The sequence below is a fragment of the Mycobacterium sp. genome (assembly GCF_039583785.1).
Taxonomy (GTDB): Bacteria; Actinomycetota; Actinomycetes; order Mycobacteriales; family Mycobacteriaceae; genus Mycobacterium.
The window spans coordinates 26,916-46,044 of sequence record NZ_JAVKSG010000004.1 but is presented as its reverse complement, the minus strand read 5'-3'; the positions used below and the strand labels follow the sequence as shown (position 1 = coordinate 46,044).

Genomic DNA, 19,129 nt, shown 5'->3' with positions numbered 1-19,129 from the left:
CGCTATCCCTTCACCGCACCGGACGTCAAACCCGCCACAATCCGTCGTTGGAAGACTAGAACAAAAACGATAATCGGCACCGTGATCACCATCGCGCCGGCCGCGATCGACCCGGTGGGCTCCTCGAATTGCGAACTGCCGGTGAAGTTCGCGATCGCCACCGGCGCGGTGATCGCCGCCTTGGTGGCGGTCAACGACAACGCCAGCAGCAGGTCGTTCCACGCGAAGATGAAGACCAGGATCGCGGTGGTCACGATGCCCGGCGCCGCCAGCGGCACGATCACCTTGCGAAAGGCTTGCGCGGCTGTGGCCCCGTCCATCTTGGCCGCCTTCTCCAGATCCCACGGAATCTCCCGGAAAAACGCCGACAGCGTGTAGATCGACAGCGGCAATGCGAACGTGACGTACGGGATGATCAGACCGGGCCAGGTGTCGAACAGCCCGAGCGTGCGTTCGATGTCGAAAAGCGGGGTGACCAGCGAGATGGCCGGGAACATCGAAATCAACAGCACCGCGCCGATCAACGTCCGCTTGCCGGGAAACTCCAGCCGCGCCACCGCATACGCCGCCATCGCGCCGATCACCACCGCGATCACCGTGGTGATCAACCCGATGCCGACCGAGTTGACCAGCGCCGAGCTGAAGTAATTACCGCGAAAGATGCCGCGATAGTTGTCAAACGTCGGCGACGACGGTATCAGCCTGCCGTCCTTGACCGTTGACGTCGGCTTGAGCGAGAGGCTGAGAATCCACAGCACCGGGGTCAGCGCGTACGTCAGGATCAGCGCGTCGACGATCACCCACCCGGCCGCCCGCCTAGCGCCCATCGCCACCGCCCGGTGCCGCCGCGCCGAATACCGTGACGAACACCCATGCGATCAGTGTCGCGCAGCAGAAGATCAGCACCGAAATCGCCGATCCGAGGCCGACATTGAAGCCTTTGAACAGGTTGTCGTAGCCGAGGATCGACACCGATCCGGTGTTGCCGGCGCCACCGGTGAGCACGTAGATGTTGTCGAAGATCCGGAACGCGTCCAGTGTGCGGAACAACAGCGCCACCAGGATCGCCGGCTTGATCAACGGCAGGGTGATCGAGACCAGCCGCCGCCACGCGCCGGCACCGTCCACCTCGGCGGCCTTCAGCAGATCGGCCGGCACCAGCGCCAAGCCGGCCAGCAGCAGCAGCGACATGAACGGCGTGGTCTTCCACACCTCGGCGAGCACCACCACCCCCAACGCCGAAAACTGGTGTGCAAGAGGCGCGCTGCCGTGCGGCAGCAGGTTGGCCAGGTAGCCGGTGCCCGGCGTCCACGCGTAGTACCAGCTGTAGGACGCAGCCACCGTCACGATGCCGTACGGGATCAGCGCCGCGGTCCGCACCAGGCCTTTGCCGATCAGCGTGCGGTGCATTGCCAGCGCCAACGCCAGGCCGAGCACGAACTCGATGGAGACCGACGTGACCGTGATCGCCAGCGTCACCGCGAGCGCCGTCCACCAGTACCGATCGGCGAGGATCGTCTGATAGTTGCCGAAACCGATGAACCGGGTGTCGTTCGGCGCGGTCAGGTTGTTGCGCTGCAGGCTCAGCCAGACCGCGTAGCCGATCGGGTACGCCGTGACCGCCAGCATCAGCAACGCCGAGGGCGCGATCAGGGCAAAAGCGAGTCTCCGTTCGGTTTTCATGGCAGTAAACCCTTGCCTTGGATCGCTTTTCGCACCTGCACTGCCAGCTCGTCGGCCGTGCGCTCCGGATCGATCCGGGTGATCGGGGCCAGCGTGGCCGCCATCCGGGTCGACACCGACTGGTAGGCCGGCGTGACAAGCCGCACCGCGGGGTCGGCGAGTTGCCGGCGGATGATGTCGTACATCGGGTACCTCGCCTGGAATTGCGGGTCGGCGTACAGCGAGGTACGCACGGCCGGCAGGCCGCCTTTCAGCGCGAGATACTTCTCGCTGCCCGGACTGCGCAGGCACCGGATCGCCTGGTACGCCTCGGCCTTGTGGTGGCTGGTCGCCGACACCGCGAGGTTGAGCCCACCGATGGTCACCTTGGCCGGCTGTCCCGGTTGCACGCTCGGGTACGGCGCGAAACCGAAAACCTTTCTGCTGTCCTGGTATGCCTCGCGGAACTGCTGCTCGGTGGGCGCGAACGAGCCGACCTCGTCGATGCTGCCGGTCAGGTCCGGGCGACGGTTCAGCGGCAGAAACGGCACGCCGCCCTTCACCGCGTTCTCCAGCATGGACGCCAGCGCGTAGGGCCAGTTCACCTCGAGTGCGGATCTGCCCTGCTCGAACGCCAACCGCGCGGTGCCGGCGTCGCCGCGGGTGACCGACGGGTCGGCGCCCGGCGCGGTGGCCACCGACTTCATGATCTGCAGCGCCTTGACGGTGGCGGCCCGGTGCTGGGCAGTATCGGTGAGTGCGACGGTGTGGCCATCGTCGGAAAGCACCTGGCCGCCAGCGCTTTCCAGCAGCGTGTTGAACCACACCACCACGCCCTCGTTCTGGTTGGCCTGCACGCCGATCCAGCTGGGTTCGCCGGCGGCGTGCAACCGGGTCGCCTCGTCGACCACGGCATCCCACGTTGCCGGCGGACTGTCCATCAAATCCGGCCGATACCAGAGCAATTGGGTGTTGCTGGCGACGGGCGCAGCATAGAGCCGGTGACGCCAGGTCGCAGTCGACAGCGGACCGGCCAGCGTGTCGGCGATGGCGTCGGCCTCCGCCCGGTGCGCCGGATCGTCAGACAGCGGCAGCACCCAACCCGCCTCGGCGAACTCGGCCGTCCAGATCACGTCCATCGCGATGACGTCGACGGTGTGGTCGTTGGCGCTGAGCCGACGCGCAAGCTGGATGCGCTGGTCGTCGACTGCCCGCGGCAGGCTGAACTGCCGGATGGTGAACCGGCCGCCGAACTCGTCGGAGCATTGCTGCGCCAGCGCGGTGAACGTGACTTCGTCGCCGGCCGGGGTGTAGAGGCTGATCACCCGACCGTCGTCGCGGGCGCCGCAGCCGGACAGCACCGACGCGGCAGACAACACCGCCAGCGCGACCGCGCCCAACCGGCGACGCACGAGTCAGATGGCCAAGCGGGCCAGCAGATCCCGGGCCTGCTCGGCGTTCCGCGGGTCGCAGAGAACGTCGTATCGGCCGGCCACCAATTGCAGCGTCGAACTGAAGTCCCGGGTACCGCGCGCCATCGTATAGGGAATCGCGGAGGTGATGAGACCGAAGAACACACCGGCGACCAACCCGGTGGTCAACGCCTCCACCGGATGCGGGCTGGAGAACAGCAAGCTCAGCATCAGGCCGATGAACAGCCCCAGCCAGGCCCCGCTGATTATCCCGCCGCCCAACACTTTCGGCCACGTCAGCCGCCCGGTCACCCGTTCGACCTGCATCAGGTCGACGCCCACGATGGTGACCTGCTGCACCGGGAACTGCTGATCGGACAGGTAGTCGACGGCTCGCTGGGCTTCGGCGTAGGTGGGGTAAGACCCCACCGGCCAGCCTTTCGGCGGTGTCGGCAGTCCGGGGGCCCGCCGGCTCCCGGACGGGGTGCCGGGCGCGGCACCGGGAACCTGTCTTGGCTGAAAGGGGCTGCCCATGGGTTCATTGTGCGCTCTCGAGGGCCGCCGATTCGCTGCGACCTCCGAACCGCGGCTGCCACGTTCCGCGATGGGTCCATTGACTCTGCGTCTGTGGCGCAGAAGTGCGAGTAGCTGACGCCCTCTGCGCAGAGTCAACGTCGCTCGCCGCTAGGTTGAACAGCATGACAGGTCCGGGCGGTGACTACGGCGAGCAGTATCGCGCTCAGCCAGGCCCGTGGCCGCAGCACCAGCACCCACCGGTCGATCCGCGTGAGCCGTTGAACTACCCGGACTATCCCTATCCCGGGCCGCCTCCCGGCCCGCAGCAGCCACCGCCTTACGGCTATGTCCCGCCGCCGCCCTACGGCGGACCCGTTGGGTATGGCCCGCCGATGTACCCCGGTCCCTACGACCCCTACCAGCCCTATCCCTCTCAGACCAACGGCCTGGCCGGCGCGTCGCTGGTCACCTCGATCGCCGGCGTCGTGCTCGGCATCCCGCTGGCCATCTTCTGCTACATCGGGTGGGTGATCCCCGTCGTCGGCGCGGTGCTGGGCGGCATCGCGCTCGGTCAGATCAAGCGGAGCGGGCAGCAGGGCCGCGGGATGGCGATCGCCGGGGTCGCGATCGGTAGCGCGACCGCGGCGCTACTCGTGCTGATCATGGTGATCGTCACCGCCGCGGCGTTGCATTCGCCGACGTTCATCCGCTAGCGCCTCGGCGGCTCGAACGGGTCGCCTTGGCGTTCCATGCCCGCGGCGCGTCCTTTAGCGGCGATCACCAGAGCCATCTTGCGGCTGGCTTCGTCGAGCATCTCGTCGCCCAGCATCACCGCGCCCCGGGCGCCGCCGGCAGCCGAGGTGTGCCACTGGTAGGCCTCCAGGATCAGCTCCGCGTGATCGTAATCGGCTTGGCGGGGGCTGAAGATCGCGTTGCCGGCGGCGATCTGGTCGGGATGCAGCACCCATTTGCCGTCGTAGCCCAACGCCGCCGACCGGCCCGCCACCCGGCGGAACGCTTCGGTGTCACGCACTTTGAGGTACGGGCCGTCGACGGCCGCTTTTCCGTGGGCGCGGGCGGCCACCAGGATCGTCATCAGCACGTGGTGGTAGGCGTCGCCGACGTCGTAGCCCTCGGGCTGTTCACCGACGACCAACGTGCGGGTGTTGAGGTTCGCCATCAGGTCCGCGGGCCCGAGCACCAGAGCCTGCACCCGCGGCACCGCGGCGATCGCGTCGATGTTCGTCAGCCCGCGGGCGTCTTCGATCTGCGCGTCGATCCCGATCTCGCCGACCGGCAGTCCGTGCACCGTCTCCAATTGGGTCAGCAGCAGATCGAGCGCCTGAACATGCGCTACGTCAGAGACTTTCGGCAGCACCACCACATCGAGCTTGGCCTCGGGCGCCGCCCCGACGGCGGAGACCACCTCGATGAGGTCGGCGTGCGTCCATGGCGTGGTCCAGTCGTTGACCCGCACCCCGCGCAACTGGCCCGCCCACCCCGGCGCGGCCAGCGCGGCGGCCACCCGGCCGCGGGCGTCGGCCTTGGCGTCCGGGGCGACGGCGTCCTCCAGATCGAGGAAGACCTCGTCGGCCGGCAGGCCTTTGGATTTGTCGATCATCTTCTGGCTACTGCCCGGCACGGACAGGCACGTGCGACGGGGCCGGTACACGTTGCTCACACCCCACTCACCCCTCTTGAATACCCTATTGAGCTATGGCCTCGATCAACAGGGTGTACGCCGCGCGACTGGCGCGAATGCAGGTCCTGGGCCCGATGGGCGAGGCCCTCGGCCGAGTGCGCGACGTGGTGGTCAGCATCAGCATCGTTCGCCAGCAACCCCGAGTCCTCGGCCTCGTCGTCGAAATGGCTTCGCGGCGAAGGATTTTCGTGCCGATCCTGCGCGTCTCCGCGATCGAGCCGCAGGCGGTGACGCTCACCACCAACAACGTCTCGATGCTGCGGTTCCAACAGCGGCCCGGCGAAGTTCTCGTGCTGGGTCAGATCGTCGACACCAAGGTGCGGGTCAACGACCCCGAACTGCCGGAGCTCGCCGACACCGACGTCGTCGTCACCGATCTGGGCTTGGAGCAGACCCGGACCCGGGACTGGATGGTCACGCGGGTGTCGGTGCGGGTGCCACGACGCCTGGGCCGGCGTAGCACCACCCACATCGTCGGCTGGCGCAACGTGCAGGGACTGACCCCGTCGGCGCTGGCCATGCCCGGCCAGGCGGTCGCGCAGCTGCTGCACCAATTCGAGAAATGGCGCCCGATCGAGGTGGCCGACGCGGTGCGCGAGCTGCCGGCCAAGCGACGCCACGAGGTGATCGCGGCCCTCGACAACGACCGGCTGGCCGACATCCTGCAGGAGCTACCGGAGGAGGAACAGGCCGAGTTGCTGATGCAGTTGGGCGACGAGCGCGCGGCCGACGTGCTCGAGGAGATGGATCCCGACGACGCCGCCGACCTGCTCGGCACCATGACTCCGACGCTGGCCGAGCGGCTGCTGCGGCAGATGGATCCCGAGGAGTCCGACCCGGTGCGACGGCTGTTGAAGCACTCCCCCGACACCGCCGGTGGCCTGATGACCTCCGAGCCGGTGGTGTTGACCCCGGACACCTCGGTCGCCGAGGCGCTGGCCCGGGTCCGCGATCCCGACCTGACGCCGGCGTTGTCGTCGCTGGTGCTGGTGGTCCGGCCGCCGACGGCCACCCCGACCGGCCAGTATCTGGGCTGCGTCACCCTGCAGCGGCTGCTGCGCGAACCCCCGTCGATGCTGGTCGGCGGGATCGTCGACGCCGACCTGCCCTGGCTGGAGCCCGATACCTCACTGGCCGTGCTGACCCGCTATTTCGCCGCGTACAACCTGGTCTGTGGTCCGGTGGTCGACGGGCAGCATCATCTACTCGGCGCCGTGACCGTGGACGACGTGCTCGATCATCTGCTGCCGCACGACTGGCGGGACAGCACCGAGGAACCGGCGCTGGACAGCGCGGGAGGCCGGTCATGAGCAAGTCCGCACCGCCGCGGGCGCGGCTGTACACCCCGCGCATCTCGCGGCTGTCGGCACCGCGGGTGGACGCCGAGGCCGTCGGCAAATTCACCGAGTCCATCGCCCGGTTTTTCGGCACCGGCAGCTACCTGCTGATCCAGACCATCGCGGTGGTGGTCTGGATCATGCTGAACATCTTCGCGGTCAGCCTGCGCTGGGACCCGTACCCGTTCATCCTGCTCAACCTGGCGTTTTCCACCCAGGCCGCCTACGCGGCGCCGCTGATCCTGTTGGCCCAGAATCGCCAGGAAAACCGCGACCGCGTCGCGCTCGAGCAGGACCGCCGACGCGCCGCGGAAACCAAGGCCGACACCGAGTATCTGGCCCGCGAACTGGCGGCGCTGCGGCTGGCCATCGGTGACGTGTCCAAGACCCGTGAACATCTGCGCCGCGAACTCGAGGACCTGCACGGTCTTCTGCAGGAACGGCTGCCCGGTGCGCCGCAAGACAGCGACGACGAGGTGGACCAGCACGCCGGGTCGTCTACTTGACACGGTCGTCTGAACACGGCGTTTTCACAGGCAGCCAGTCCGCCATTGTTGTCACTGCAGTCACCGGTGTTAGGTATGGTGACCTAGATCACGAGGCTCTCGAGTACTAGGCAGGTCGAGTGCGGGTAGGGGGACGCATGGGCTTACGCCCGGCCCTTGCAACGATGCGGCAGCGGGTTCTGCGCATTCCAAAAACCCTGAAACTTACCGCAGCCGTTGGCAATACGGCGTCAGCGATCGGCGACGCGGTGTATCGCGCAGCGGACGCCAGCAGAATCCTGGATGGCTATGACATCCTCGCGGACGCCGCGGAAACCGTCAGCACCACCGTCCAGCAAACTCTGACGCGCACCGGTAAGTCGCCGGCGTTCGGTGTGGCGATAATCGCCTGCCTGATCTACCCGAGCGTCGACGGCGCCATCGCCCCACCGTTCCCGCTGGCCAAATCGACGGTGCACGACGCCGCCATCACCGCGGTTGCCGCCGTCGCGCCGGCGTCCACCGACCCGACCGGCCCACTGGTGGTCGCCGCTCCGCACCCGAAGGTCGGCTTCCACATCGCCGAAGCCGCCGCATCCGCTCCCCCGCCGACCCTCGTGGTGAGCAGCCTGGGCGCGCTCGGCATTCCCGCGGTCGCGCTGACCGCGTACCGCAACGCCGAACGCATGATGGCTGTCTCGGACCCGGCCTGTGGCATCAGCTGGAATCTGCTCGCCGGCATCGGTCGCATCGAGTCGGGCCACGCGGGCGGCGGCGCCACCGACGCCCGCGGTACCGCGGTCCGGCCGATCTACGGACCGACCCTGGACGGCACGCTGCCCGGCAACGAGGTGGTCGTGCAGAGCAGCGGCCCCGGACGCGTCAGCTACGCCCGCGCGGTGGGACCGATGCAGTTCCTGCCGGGCACCTGGGCGCGCTACGCCTCCGACGGTGACGGCGATGGGGTAGCCGATCCGCAGAACCTCTACGACGCCACGCTGGCCGCCGCCCGCTACCTGTGCAGCGGCAATCTCAACCTGCGCGACCAGTCCCAGGTGCTGGCCTCGATCCTGCGTTACAACAACTCGATGCCGTACGCCCAGAACGTGCTGGGCTGGGCCGCCGCCTACGCCACCGGTGTGGTCCCGGTCGACCTGCCGCCGTTGACCGGGCCCCCGCCGCCGCTGGGCGACGCCCATCTCGAGCATCCCGAAGGCCTCGGGCCGAACCTGCCGCTGAACATGCACGGCCTGCCGTCCACCGACCCGCTGGCCCGGATGCCATTGATCGACCTCAGCGGCACCCCCGGTAACGGCGATCCGTGGTCTGCGCAGGGCCCGGCCGGCTACAACCCGTCGTGCACGGTGATCTGCATCGGCGACCAAGGTCCCGGACCGCTGCAGAGCTTCAACACCCCGCCGCCCAGCACCCCACCGCCAAACACCCCACCGCCCAACGTCCCACCACTCAACGTGCCGGCGCCGCCGGGCTGACCGGCCGTTTCGGCACGTCACCCGCTCCGCATTAGACTCGGCGTGATGTCCGATCCGACTGCAGACGTACGCGCCGCGCTGGCGAAGGTGATCGATCCTGAACTGCGGCGCCCCATCACCGAACTCGGGATGGTCAAAGGTATCGAGGTGGGCCCCGGCGGCGATGTGCACGTCGAGATCTACCTGACCACCGCCGCATGCCCGAAGAAGACCGAAATCAGCGAGCGGGTGAGCCAGGCCGTGGCCGACGTGCCCGGCACCGGCGCCGTCCAGGTGAGCCTCGACGTGATGAACGACGAGCAGCGCACCGAACTGCGTAAGCAGCTGCGCGGCGATTCCCGCGAGCCGGTCATCCCGTTCGCCCAGCCGGGGTCACTGACCCGGGTGTACGCCATCGCCTCCGGCAAGGGCGGCGTCGGCAAATCGACGGTGACGGTCAACCTGGCCGCGGCGCTGGCCGCGCGCGGGATCTCGGTCGGGTTGCTCGACGCCGATATCCACGGCCACTCGATCCCGCGAATGATGGGGACCACCGACCGGCCCACCCAGGTGGAGTCGATGATCCTGCCGCCGATCGCGCACGAGGTCAAAGTCATCTCGATCGCCCAATTCACCCAGGAAAACACCCCGGTGGTGTGGCGCGGGCCGATGCTGCACCGGGCGCTGCAGCAGTTCCTGGCCGACGTGTACTGGGGCGACCTGGACGTGCTGCTGCTCGACCTGCCGCCGGGCACCGGCGACATCGCGATCTCGGTCGCTCAGCTGATCCCGAACGCCGAAATCATCGTTGTCACAACACCGCAAGTGGCCGCCGCCGAGGTGGCCGAGCGGGCCGGCAGCATCGCCCTGCAGACCAAGCAGCGGGTGGTCGGCGTGGTGGAGAACATGTCCGGGCTGTTGCTGCCGGACGGCTCGACGATGCAGATCTTCGGTGCAGGCGGCGGCGCCCAGGTCGCCGAACGACTGACCCGGACCATGGGCGCCGACGTGCCACTGCTGGGCCAGATTCCGCTGGATCCGGCGCTGGTCGCCGCGGGCGACGCCGGGGTGCCGGTCGTGCTCAGCGCTCCCGACTCACCGGTCGGCAAGGAGTTGCAGAGGGTCGCCGACAGTTTGTCGGCCCGCCGCCGCGGATTGGCCGGCATGTCACTGGGATTGGACACCAGCCGACACTGAGCTCAGGTGGCGTCCGGGTCGAACGGCGCCGGCCCACTGACGGGTTGCGGCGGCGGCGGTGTCACCGGTTGGCGCGCAATGTTTTCCGCAGGGCTGCCGATCGGCTGGTCGAAGCTGCGGAGCAGCGAGTCGTCACCGTCGAACAGGTGCTTGGCCAGCGCCGCCCGCGGCGTCATGCCACGTAGCTTCTGCAACTCGGACAGCGGCTCGCGCAGGTCGTCGAACTCGGGCCCGATGTCCTCGCGCAGCTGGGTCGTCATTCCGCTGAGGTAGTCGCGGGCCTGCCGCAGGGCGGTGGACGTCCACCGGATCGCGCCGGGCAGACGCTCGGGTCCTAAGACGACCAAGCCGACCACGATGAGGACCAGGATCTCGCCCCAGCCGACGTTGGCGAACACTAGCCGCCGTCCGGCCCCGGGGTCACGGTGAGCGTGACGTGGCGACCGTCGCGGACCACCTCGATCGGAGTGGGCTGCCCAACGGTCAACTGCCGCACCGCAACCACGAACTCGTCGGCGTCGGCAACCCCGCGGGTGCCGACCTTGACCACCACGTCGTTCTCTTTGATCCCAGCTTTTTCGGCGGGACCGCCGGCCTTGACGTTGGCGACCTGGGCGCCCTGGGCGATCGCGTTGCTCACCGATCGGACGCTCAGGCCCAGCGTCGGGTGGACGATCTTGCCGTCCTTGATCAACGTCTGCACAACGACTTTCGCCTCGTTGACCGGAATCGCGAAACCGAGCCCGCTGGCGCTGTCGGACAGCGACTTGCCGGCGGTGTTGATCCCGATGACCTGAGAGTCCATGTCGATCAGCGGGCCACCGGAGTTTCCGTGGTTGATCGAGGCGTCGGTCTGGATGGCGTCGATCACGGTGTCGGTGTCAGAACCCTCCCCCGACAACGGAATCGGACGGTGCAACGCGCTGACGATACCGTGCGTGACGGTGCTGCGCAGACCCAGCGGCGCACCTGCGGCGAGGACTTCATCGCCGACGCGAACCTTGTCGGAGTCACCGAGTTTGGCAACTGAGAGATTATTGACGTTGTCGACCTTGAGCACGGCCAGGTCGGTCTTGGGGTCGCGGCCGACCAGGTGCGCGGGAACTTCCTTGCCGTCGTTGAACACCACGGTGGTCTTGAACTGACTCGGGCTGTTGGCCGCTTCGGAGATCACGTGGTTGTTGGTGACGATGTAGCCGCGGCCGTCGACCACGAAGCCCGATCCCTGCATGCCCTCCTGGTCACTGACCGACTGGATCGTTACTACCGAATCCGCCACTGCTGCAGCCACTTTGGCGAACCGGCCAGCGGGAGACTCGTTGTTGTTGTTGGTCGACAGGGTCACCTTGGAGGTGGTGAACGCCTCGACGACCTCGGCTGTCTTGCGCCCCACCACGCCGCCGACCACACCGATCAGCAACGCGAGTACGGCCAGCACCGACAGCGCCAGGTACGACACCCGGCCGCCGAACAGCACGTCGCGCACACCGAGCACGTCACGGACGACCTCGGCGCCCTGGGCGGAACGCGTGACCGCCGGGTCACCTAACGCGGCCGCGGCGCCTGGATCACGCCACGGGTCTTCGGGATCCTCGAGTTCGCCGTTGACTCTGCCGTCGTCGAGTGCGTCCGCATCGGCGGGGTGGCGCTGCAGGGAGCCGGCTCCCGGGAAGGGACGGCCGAACGCCTCGGTGAGAACCGGGTCGGCAGGTTCGGTGTGCGGTCTGAACTCGCCGGGGTCGCGGTACTTCGACGGCCGGACCCGCTCGGCGACGAAGGAACCCTGCACCCCGTCGGGACGACTGAAGGCCTGACCCGTCGCGGCGTCGACCGGCGGCCGGGACACGGGACGCGGCGCCAGGCGGGGGGCGCCGTTGTTGTCTTGATCGGAGCTCACGTCATCCTCTTCCGGCGCTAGGCACACGAACGCTTGTGGATTCGAGCACGGCGCCGCGCACCGGCTCGGCCAAACTGCTCACCACCCTACCGAGGCTCGGGGCGATCGCGCCTGTTGCCGTCGGAGAACCGATCGCGCATGGTCGTCGGCCGACCACGGTCCGGCGGCGGGCCGCTGCTGCCCCGCGCGCGGGGATCGCGCGGTTGGTAGTTCCGCTCGGTTTCCACCTCGTCCTCGAGCGGGCAGTGCGGGATCTGCGACAGCAATCCCAGCAGCGCGCTGGGGACCCTGATCGGATGTGAGTCGCGCAGCGCGGCACGGGCCCGGCGATGGCCGTCCACTTCGGCTGCGCACTCCGGACACAGTGAGATGTGATGCGCAGCGCGCAGGTGGGCGTTCATCCGCAACTCGCCGTCGACGAACGCCGAGATGGCCTCGATCGACAGGTGCTCGGTGGAACCGAATTGCCGTGGAGCTCCGACCGGCGCATTGCTTTGCGAGGCGAACTGGGTGGGCAACCAGGAGAAGGCTCGGCGGAACACATGTCCCGGCTCGACCATCACCAACTCCTCTCGGCATCGCGTCAGGCCCTTGCGGCACGGCCTCAAATGCGGCACTACCACGAATGTAGCGCGCCGACAGATACCGAACATCAGTAAGCAGCCGATCAGGCCGCGTGTGTCGCAGCCGATCAGGCTGCGAATGTCTCAGATTCGGCGGCCGTCGGCCGCAATGGCACCGTCCGAGCGCACTGCCAGGTAATCGCGCAGCGCTTGCCGTCCGCGGTGGATGCGGCTGCGCACGGTGCCGAGCTTGACGCCCAGCGTTGCGCCGATTTCCTCGTAGGACAGTCCTTCGATGTCGCAAAGGACCACCGCCGCGCGGAATTCCGGCGGCAGCGCATCCAGCGCCGCCTGCAGGTCAGGACCCAGATGCGCGTCGTGATAGATCTGTTCCGGATTCGGCTCGTCGGCCGGCACCCGGTCGTAGTCGTCGGGCAGCGCTTCCATCCGCACCCGGCTGCGGCGACGCACCATGTCCAGGAACAGGTTCGTGGTGATGCGGTGCAGCCAGCCTTCGAAGGTGCCCGGTTGGTAGTTCTGCACCGACCGGAAAACCCGAATGAATGTTTCCTGGGTCAGGTCCTCGGCGTCGTGCAGGTTGCCGGACAGGCGATAGGCGAGCCGGTAGACGCGGTCGGCGTGTAGGCGAACCAGTTCGTCCCACGACGGCATCGCCGTCTTGTCGCCGGTCGCGTCGAAGACCGCCGTGCCGTGCGGCTGGTCGGAAGGCTCGACCCAGCCGGCGTCGCGGTACCGCTCCGGGTGCGACATGCTGGACGGGCTCATCAAAGTCGTGATGGTGAAATCCTCCGGGTTCAGACTGCCGTGAAGGCTGGGCAATTCATCACCGCGGACAACGCGAAAATATCGAGATGTATTCCCGGACCAGCGGCCTCCACGCTCCATGAGAAACACCGTCGTCCATCGGCGTATGTGCGGTATATGGCCGCACTGAACTTTGACTGAGAACGACGCAAAAACCCCCGCTGCGCTGGCAAAATCGATCACATCACATTTTGATCACGCCGATTCGTTGAGCGTGTCGCGGGCCCGCCTGAGCGCACCCGGCAGAGGTTGGACATACGCTCACGCCATGGCCACGACCGACCGCACGCCCGGCCAGCCGGCGAAGAGTCAAGCCGAGTCCCTCTCGGCGCACGCCGAAGGATCGATTTCCGAAGACACCGTTCTGCTGGCCGCCCGCGAGCGCGCCGCCGACATCGGCGCCGGAGCCGTCACACCGGCCGTCGGAGCGCTGCTCAGCCTGCTGACCAAACTCAGCGGCGGGAAAGCCGTCGTCGAGGTGGGCACCGGTGCCGGCGTCAGCAGTCTGTGGTTGCTGTCCGGGATGCGCGACGACGGCGTGCTGACCACGATCGACATCGAGCCCGAGCACCAGCGGATCGCCAAGGAGGCGTTCTCCGACGGCGGCATCGGCCCGTCGCGCACGCGGCTGATCAGTGGCCGCGCCCAGGAAGTACTGACCCGCCTGGCCGACGACTCCTACGACCTGGTCTTCATCGATGCCGACCCGCTTGACCAGCCCGACTACGTGGTCGAGGGGGTGCGACTGCTGCGCTCCGGCGGCGTGATCGTCGTGCACGGCGCGGCGGCGGGCGGACGGGCCGGCGATCCGGCGGCCCACGACGACGAGGTGGCCGCGGTGCGTGAGGCGACGCGGCTGATTGCCGAGAACGAGCAGCTCACGCCGGCATTGGTGCCGCTGGGCGGCGGCCTGTTGGCCGCCGTTCGCGACTGAGCTCAATCCCTCACGCCCCCAGACCCCGGCAACCAGACGCCGGCGAGCAGACGCAAAATCGCACGGTTGGCGGCCTTCTGATGCGATTTTGCGTCTGCTCGGCGTGGAAACCGGGACGCCTACTTGACGTTCGACCGAACGACTGTTTAGTATTCTGAACATGCGTTCAGTCGACGATCTGACCGCCGCGGCCCGGATCCGCGACGCGGCGATCGAGCGGTTCGGCGAGCAGGGCTTCGGCGTCGGGCTGCGCTCGATCGCCGAGGCGGCCGGGGTGAGCGCGGCGCTCGTCATCCACCACTTCGGCTCCAAAGACGGTCTGCGTAAGGCCTGCGACGACCACGTCGCCGAGGAGATCCGCAGCGGCAAGTCCGCGGCGATGAACTCCAGCGACCCGGCAACCTGGTTCGCCGCGATGACCGAAATCGAGGAATACGCGCCGCTGATGGCCTACCTGTTGCGCAGCATGCAGGCCGGCGGCGAGCTGGCCAAGACGTTCTGGCGCACGATGATCGACAACGCCGAGAGCTACCTGGACGAGGGGGTCGCCAGCGGCGTCCTGAAGCCCAGCCGGGCCCCGGCCGCCCGGGCCAAGTATCTCGCGATCACCGGTGGCGGCGGATTCCTGCTCTACATCCAAATGCACCAGACCCCAACCGATTTGCGGGCCGTGCTACGCGACTACGCCAACGACATGGTGCAGCCCGCGCTCGAGCTGTACACCGATGGCCTGATGACCGACAGTCACATGTACGACGCATTTCTGGCCCGGGCAGAAGGAGAAACCGATGCATCCGATTGAGATTCACAACCTGACAAAGGCTTTCGGCAAGGCCCGGGCGCTCGACGGCCTGGAGCTGACCGTGCGCGAGGGCGAGGTGCACGGCTTCCTCGGACCGAACGGGGCCGGGAAGTCGACCACGAGCCGGATTCTGCTGGGCGTGGTGAAAGCCGACAGCGGGACCGTGCGTCTGCTCGGCGGCGATCCCTGAGCCGACGCGGTAGACCCGCACCGCCAGATAACCTATGCACCAGGCGATGTCACGCTGTGGCCGAATCTGACCGAGCTGATCGAGCGCTTCGAACCCGACCCGCACAAGAAGACTCGCACCTACTCCAAGGGCAATCGCCAGAAGGTCTCGCTGATCTCCGCGTTCTCGTCGCGGGCCCGGCTGCTGCTGCTCGACGAGCCGAGCAGCGGCTGCGGAATTGGCCGATCGGCGACCCTGGCTTCTGTTTCGCGACGGGTGAAACCAAGAAGCTAGATCCAGACGCCCTTGCCCACCGCGACCACGCCGCCGGCGCTGATCGCGAAGCGTTCGCGGTCCCTCTCCATGTCGACCCCGACCATCTCGCCCGGGCCGATGACGACATTCTTGTCCAGAATCGCGTGGCGGACCACCGCGCCGCGGCCGACCCGCGCGCCCGGCATGATCACGCTGCCTTCGACGATCGCGCCGTCGTCGACCACGACGTTGGACGACAGCACCGAGTTACGCACCGAGGCGGCCGAGATGATGCTGCCCGCCCCCACGACCGACTCCTGGGCCGATCCCCCGTTGACGAACTTGGCCGGTGCCAGATTCTCCGAGGCGCCGAGGATCGGCCAGCGCCTGTTGTAGAGGTTGAACACCGGATGCACCGACACCAGATCCATGTGAGCGTCGTAGAACGCGTCCAGCGTCCCGACGTCACGCCAGTAACCGCGGTCGCGGTCGGTGGCGCCGGGCACGTCGTTGTCGTCGAAGTCGTAGACCGCGGCCATGCCGTCGGCCACCAGGCGCGGAATGATGTCGCCGCCCATGTCGTGATCGGAATGATCGGCGTCGGCGTCGGCGCGGATCGCGTCGATCAGCACCTTGGTGGTGAAGATGTAGTTCCCCATCGAGACGAACGTGGCCTCCGGGTCGTCGGGCGTGCCGGGCGGGTCAATCGGCTTCTCGACGAAGCCGCGGATGCGCCCGGATTCGTCGGCGTCTATGCAGCCGAACGCGCTCGCCTCCGCGCGGGGCACCCGGATCCCGGCCACCGTGGCCCCGGCCCCGCTCTCCACGTGGAAGTGAAGCATCTGCTCGGGGTCCATCCGGTAGACGTGGTCGGCGCCGAAAACCACGATGTAGTCCGGATCCTCGTCGTACACCAGGTTCAGCGACTGATAGATCGCGTCTGCGGAGCCGGTGTACCAGCGGGGGCCGAGTCGCTGCTGAGCCGGGACCGGGGTGATGTACTCGCCGGCCAAACCGGACAGCCGCCAGTTCTGCGAAATATGACGGTCCAGGGAATGCGACTTGTACTGCGTGAGAACACAGATTCGCAAATACCGGGCGTTGACGAGATTGGACAACACGAAATCGATCAGGCGATACGCGCCGCCGAAGGGCACCGCCGGCTTGGCGCGGTCGGCGGTCAGCGGATACAGCCGTTTGCCCTCACCCCCGGCCAAGACGATGCCCAGCACGTGCGGTGCTTCCCTCATGCCTCAAACCTAACGGCCGTCGCGAACCCCTGCCAGATCAAACCTTGCCCAGTCAAACTAGCGACTACCCACGCGGAGGAACTGTCCATCAACAAATTTGAATCGTTGCGACGAGACGACGGTCATATGTGGTCGAGGGGTCGGCCCCGGCGGGCTCGGGCAGCGACCACTACGGTGCGGGGTATGCGCGTGGCGATGATGACTCGGGAGTACCCGCCGGAGGTCTACGGCGGCGCCGGAGTGCACGTGACCCAACTCGTCGCGCAACTGCGCAACCTGTGCCAGGTCGACGTGCACTGCCAGGGCGCACCGCGGGCAGGAGCGTTCGCGTACCAGCCCGACCCCCAACTGCGCGGAGCGAACCCCGCGCTGTCCACGCTGTCGACGGATCTGGTGATGGCCGGTGCCGCCGCCGGGGCCGACGTCGTGCACTCCCACACCTGGTACACCGGAATGGCCGGGCACCTGGCATCGCTGCTGCACGGCGTGCCGCATGTGCTGACGGCGCATTCGCTGGAACCGTTGCGGCCGTGGAAGGCCGAGCAACTCGGCGGCGGCTACCGGATCTCGTCGTGGGTGGAGCACACCGCAGTCAACGCCGCCGACGCGGTGATCGCGGTCAGTTCGGGCATGCGGGACGACGTGTTGCGGGTGTACCCGACGATCGATCCAGCCCGAGTCCACGTCGTGCGCAACGGAATCGACACCGACGTGTGGTATCCGACCCAGCCGTTGAAGGGCGAGCCGGCGCCGGGTGCGTCGGTGCTGGCCGACCTCGGGGTCGATCGCAGCCGGCCGGTGGTCGCGTTCGTCGGACGGATCACCCGGCAGAAGGGCGTCTCGCATCTGCTGGCCGCCGCGCACCAATTCGATCCCGACGTGCAGTTGGTGCTGTGTGCCGGGGCGCCCGACACACCGGAGATCGCCGCCGAAGTGAGCGAGGGAGTCGCCGCTCTGGCGGCTTCGCGCGCCGGGGTGTTCTGGGTCCGGGAAATGCTGCCGATCGGCAAGGTTCGCGAAATACTCTCGGCTGCAGCGGTTTTCGTGTGCCCATCGGTATACGAGCCGCTGGGGATCGTGAACCTCGAAGCGATGGCGTGCGGTACGGCGGTGGTCGCCTCCGACGTCGGCGGCATACCCGAGGTGGTCGCGGACGGGGTGACGGGGTCGCTGGTGCACTACGACGCGGGCGATGCGGCCGGCTACCAGGCCCGGATCGCGCAGGCGGTCAACGCCGTGGTCGCCGATCCGGAGCGGGCGGAGCGCTACGGCCGGGCGGGACGCCAGCGCTGCATCGCGGAGTTCTCCTGGGCGCAGATTGCGCGGCAGACGCTGGAGATCTATCGGAAAGTCTGCGCGTAACGGCGGTTCTAGCTGGTGACGCCTTTGAGCTCGTCGCCCAGTGCAGCGGCTTCGTCGGGTGTCAGCTCGACGACGAGTCGGCCACCGCCTTCCAGCGGTACTCGCATCACGATGCCGCGCCCCTCCTTCGTCGCTTCCAGTGGACCGTCACCGGTCCGGGGCTTCATCGCCGCCATCGAGCGCTCCCTCCAGATTCGAGCTGGCCCGTCAACTGCACATGCACCACACCATTGTTCCCTATCCGCGTGAATGGGTGCACATGACCTCCGGCTCGGCGTTTCAGGCGGCGGCTCGGGCTCGATTGCCCGCCTCCTCAGCGGCCCGCGCGGCGAGCCGCATTGTCGGCGTGCGAAGGCACCCAGCACGCCCGCAGGTGATCGTCGACCATCCCGGTCGCCTGCATCAGTGCGTAGGCCGTCGTGGGGCCGACGAAGCGGAATCCCCGGCGCTTCAATTCGCGTGCCATTGCGGTGGATTCCGGTGTGCTGGCCGGGACGTCAGCTGAGGTCTCCGGACGCGCCCGCCTGGCCGGAGCGAACGACCACAGCAGCTCCGAGAGGTCGTCTAGATCGGCGACGGCCCGTGCGTTGGCGATGGTCGCGTCGATTTTCGCCCGGTTGCGGACGATGCCTTCGTCGGCCATCAGCCGGGTCACGTCGGCGTCGGTGAATCGGGCGACCTTCTCGGGTGTGAAACCGGCAAAGGCGTCGCGAAAGTTCTCCCGTTTCCGCAGGATGATCAGCCAGGACAGGCCGCTCTGAAAGGCCTCCAGGCTCATCCGCTCGAACAGCGCCGCCCGGCCGCGCAACGGCTGGCCCCACTCCTTGTCGTGGTAGTCGCGGTAGAGCTGGAAATCCGCGCTGCCGGGTTTGCCGACCGCCCAGTCGCAGCGGACCAAGCCGTCGTCAGGGGTCACTGGGCTCAGCCCCGGCGTCGTCCTCATCGTCGTCGGAGCCGGCAGCGGCCGCGGCGTGCACCGACGACAGCTGGCCGCGCAGCAGGTCGAGCTCTCGCCCGAGCCGGTCCAGCACCCAGTCCACCTCGCTGGTCTTGTATCCGCGCAGCGTCTGGGTGAACTTGACCGCGTCGACGTCGGAGTGGGTGACGCCGGAAGCCGGCAGCACCGTCGGCGTCGTTCCGCGGGGCAGCGGTGGCAGCGACTCCCCCCGGCCGAACAGCAGACTGGCCACCCCGAACAACACGATCGCCATCAGGACCAAGACCACCACGTACAGCAACACCAATGCCACGGCACCGATATTGCCCTATCAGTCCGACGGGGGTGTGCA

General features: G+C 67.8%; 20 protein-coding genes and 2 pseudogenes. 9 read left to right on the top strand and 13 right to left on the bottom strand.

Annotation, left to right across the window (positions count from 1 at the left end):
• Positions 1-2: 2 nt before the first annotated feature.
• From ABDV69_RS03705 to ABDV69_RS03690, 4 genes are read right to left on the bottom strand one after another with little or no spacing between them, the layout of a single operon-like run.
• Positions 3-827, bottom strand: coding sequence for a carbohydrate ABC transporter permease (locus ABDV69_RS03705; RefSeq protein ID WP_343571981.1), 825 nt, complete (start codon positions 825-827; stop codon positions 3-5).
• Entirely contained in the window at positions 817-1,683 is an 867-nt protein-coding gene (locus ABDV69_RS03700; RefSeq protein ID WP_343571980.1) for a sugar ABC transporter permease, read from the bottom strand. Before ABDV69_RS03700 ends, ABDV69_RS03705 begins: the two co-directional genes overlap by 11 nt.
• On the bottom strand, positions 1,680-3,074 hold the full coding sequence (locus ABDV69_RS03695) for an extracellular solute-binding protein (RefSeq protein ID WP_343571979.1): 1,395 nt from the start codon (positions 3,072-3,074) through the stop codon (positions 1,680-1,682). Before ABDV69_RS03695 ends, ABDV69_RS03700 begins: the two co-directional genes overlap by 4 nt.
• A gap of 3 nt (positions 3,075-3,077) precedes the next feature.
• Positions 3,078-3,608 (bottom strand): general stress protein, encoded by a 531-nt coding sequence (locus tag ABDV69_RS03690; RefSeq protein WP_343571978.1) that lies wholly within the window; start codon positions 3,606-3,608, stop codon positions 3,078-3,080.
• Between the two features lie 164 nt (positions 3,609-3,772).
• Here ABDV69_RS03690 and ABDV69_RS03685 point away from each other — a divergent pair, with 164 nt between their 5' ends.
• Positions 3,773-4,303, top strand: coding sequence for a DUF4190 domain-containing protein (locus tag ABDV69_RS03685; protein WP_343571977.1), 531 nt, complete (start codon positions 3,773-3,775; stop codon positions 4,301-4,303).
• Here ABDV69_RS03685 and ABDV69_RS03680 read toward each other — a convergent pair.
• Positions 4,300-5,271 (bottom strand): CoA ester lyase, encoded by a 972-nt coding sequence (locus ABDV69_RS03680; RefSeq protein ID WP_343571976.1) that lies wholly within the window; start codon positions 5,269-5,271, stop codon positions 4,300-4,302. The two genes, ABDV69_RS03685 and ABDV69_RS03680, sit on opposite strands and share 4 nt — an antisense overlap.
• A gap of 35 nt (positions 5,272-5,306) precedes the next feature.
• Here ABDV69_RS03680 and ABDV69_RS03675 point away from each other — a divergent pair, with 35 nt between their 5' ends.
• From ABDV69_RS03675 to ABDV69_RS03660, 4 genes and pseudogenes are all read left to right on the top strand, one after another.
• Positions 5,307-6,602, top strand: a complete 1,296-nt coding sequence (locus ABDV69_RS03675) for a CBS domain-containing protein (RefSeq protein WP_343571975.1) — start codon at positions 5,307-5,309, stop codon at positions 6,600-6,602.
• Positions 6,599-7,069: pseudogene (locus ABDV69_RS03670) on the top strand (DUF1003 domain-containing protein); the annotation flags it as partial. The gene ABDV69_RS03675 and the pseudogene ABDV69_RS03670, both read left to right, overlap by 4 nt.
• Before the next feature lie 203 nt (positions 7,070-7,272).
• Positions 7,273-8,607 (top strand): lytic murein transglycosylase, encoded by a 1,335-nt coding sequence (locus ABDV69_RS03665; protein ID WP_343571974.1) that lies wholly within the window; start codon positions 7,273-7,275, stop codon positions 8,605-8,607.
• 45 nt (positions 8,608-8,652) lie between these two features.
• The gene (locus ABDV69_RS03660) at positions 8,653-9,783 is read left to right on the top strand and encodes an Mrp/NBP35 family ATP-binding protein (RefSeq protein ID WP_343571973.1); all 1,131 of its coding nucleotides are present in this window, start codon (positions 8,653-8,655) and stop codon (positions 9,781-9,783) included.
• 2 nt (positions 9,784-9,785) lie between these two features.
• Here the strand turns inward: ABDV69_RS03660 and tatB are convergent, their stop codons facing one another.
• The 4 genes from tatB to sigE all read right to left on the bottom strand — a co-directional run bounded on the left by tatB (position 9,786) and on the right by sigE (position 13,149).
• Positions 9,786-10,181, bottom strand: coding sequence for a Sec-independent protein translocase protein TatB (gene tatB, locus ABDV69_RS03655; protein ID WP_343571972.1), 396 nt, complete (start codon positions 10,179-10,181; stop codon positions 9,786-9,788).
• Complete coding sequence (locus ABDV69_RS03650; RefSeq protein ID WP_343571971.1) at positions 10,181-11,680, bottom strand: trypsin-like peptidase domain-containing protein; 1,500 nt, start codon at positions 11,678-11,680, stop codon at positions 10,181-10,183. The genes tatB and ABDV69_RS03650 overlap by 1 nt, the downstream gene beginning before the upstream one ends.
• A gap of 86 nt (positions 11,681-11,766) precedes the next feature.
• Positions 11,767-12,240 (bottom strand): anti-sigma E factor RseA, encoded by a 474-nt coding sequence (gene rseA / locus ABDV69_RS03645; RefSeq protein WP_343571970.1) that lies wholly within the window; start codon positions 12,238-12,240, stop codon positions 11,767-11,769.
• A gap of 147 nt (positions 12,241-12,387) precedes the next feature.
• Positions 12,388-13,149: an RNA polymerase sigma factor SigE gene (sigE, locus tag ABDV69_RS03640; RefSeq protein WP_343571969.1), complete on the bottom strand. Its 762-nt coding sequence runs from the start codon at positions 13,147-13,149 to the stop codon at positions 12,388-12,390.
• A gap of 187 nt (positions 13,150-13,336) precedes the next feature.
• Here sigE and ABDV69_RS03635 point away from each other — a divergent pair, with 187 nt between their 5' ends.
• The 3 genes and pseudogenes from ABDV69_RS03635 to ABDV69_RS03625 form a co-directional block, all read left to right on the top strand.
• Positions 13,337-14,002 carry an O-methyltransferase gene (locus ABDV69_RS03635; protein WP_343571968.1) on the top strand — a complete coding sequence of 222 codons (666 nt, stop codon included), beginning with the start codon at positions 13,337-13,339 and terminating at the stop codon, positions 14,000-14,002.
• Between the two features lie 160 nt (positions 14,003-14,162).
• Positions 14,163-14,804 carry a TetR family transcriptional regulator gene (locus ABDV69_RS03630; RefSeq protein WP_343571967.1) on the top strand — a complete coding sequence of 214 codons (642 nt, stop codon included), beginning with the start codon at positions 14,163-14,165 and terminating at the stop codon, positions 14,802-14,804.
• Positions 14,791-15,204 (top strand): annotated as a pseudogene (locus ABDV69_RS03625) (ATP-binding cassette domain-containing protein); the annotation flags it as partial. The gene ABDV69_RS03630 and the pseudogene ABDV69_RS03625, both read left to right, overlap by 14 nt.
• Before the next feature lie 59 nt (positions 15,205-15,263).
• Here the strand turns inward: ABDV69_RS03625 and glgC are convergent.
• The gene (gene glgC, locus ABDV69_RS03620; RefSeq protein ID WP_343571966.1) at positions 15,264-16,478 is read right to left on the bottom strand and encodes a glucose-1-phosphate adenylyltransferase; all 1,215 of its coding nucleotides are present in this window, start codon (positions 16,476-16,478) and stop codon (positions 15,264-15,266) included.
• 183 nt (positions 16,479-16,661) lie between these two features.
• Between glgC and glgA the strand changes: the two genes are divergently transcribed.
• Positions 16,662-17,840, top strand: a complete 1,179-nt coding sequence (glgA, locus tag ABDV69_RS03615) for a glycogen synthase (protein WP_343571965.1) — start codon at positions 16,662-16,664, stop codon at positions 17,838-17,840.
• Between the two features lie 8 nt (positions 17,841-17,848).
• Here glgA and ABDV69_RS03610 read toward each other — a convergent pair whose 3' ends face one another.
• From ABDV69_RS03610 to ABDV69_RS03600, 3 genes are all read right to left on the bottom strand, one after another.
• Positions 17,849-18,016, bottom strand: a complete 168-nt coding sequence (locus tag ABDV69_RS03610) for a DUF3117 domain-containing protein (RefSeq protein WP_003406247.1) — start codon at positions 18,014-18,016, stop codon at positions 17,849-17,851.
• Positions 18,017-18,153: 137 nt separating this feature from the next.
• Positions 18,154-18,756 (bottom strand): DNA-3-methyladenine glycosylase I, encoded by a 603-nt coding sequence (locus tag ABDV69_RS03605; protein WP_343571964.1) that lies wholly within the window; start codon positions 18,754-18,756, stop codon positions 18,154-18,156.
• Positions 18,746-19,090, bottom strand: coding sequence for a DivIVA domain-containing protein (locus ABDV69_RS03600; protein ID WP_343571963.1), 345 nt, complete (start codon positions 19,088-19,090; stop codon positions 18,746-18,748). Before ABDV69_RS03600 ends, ABDV69_RS03605 begins: the two co-directional genes overlap by 11 nt.
• Positions 19,091-19,129 lie beyond the last annotated feature (39 nt).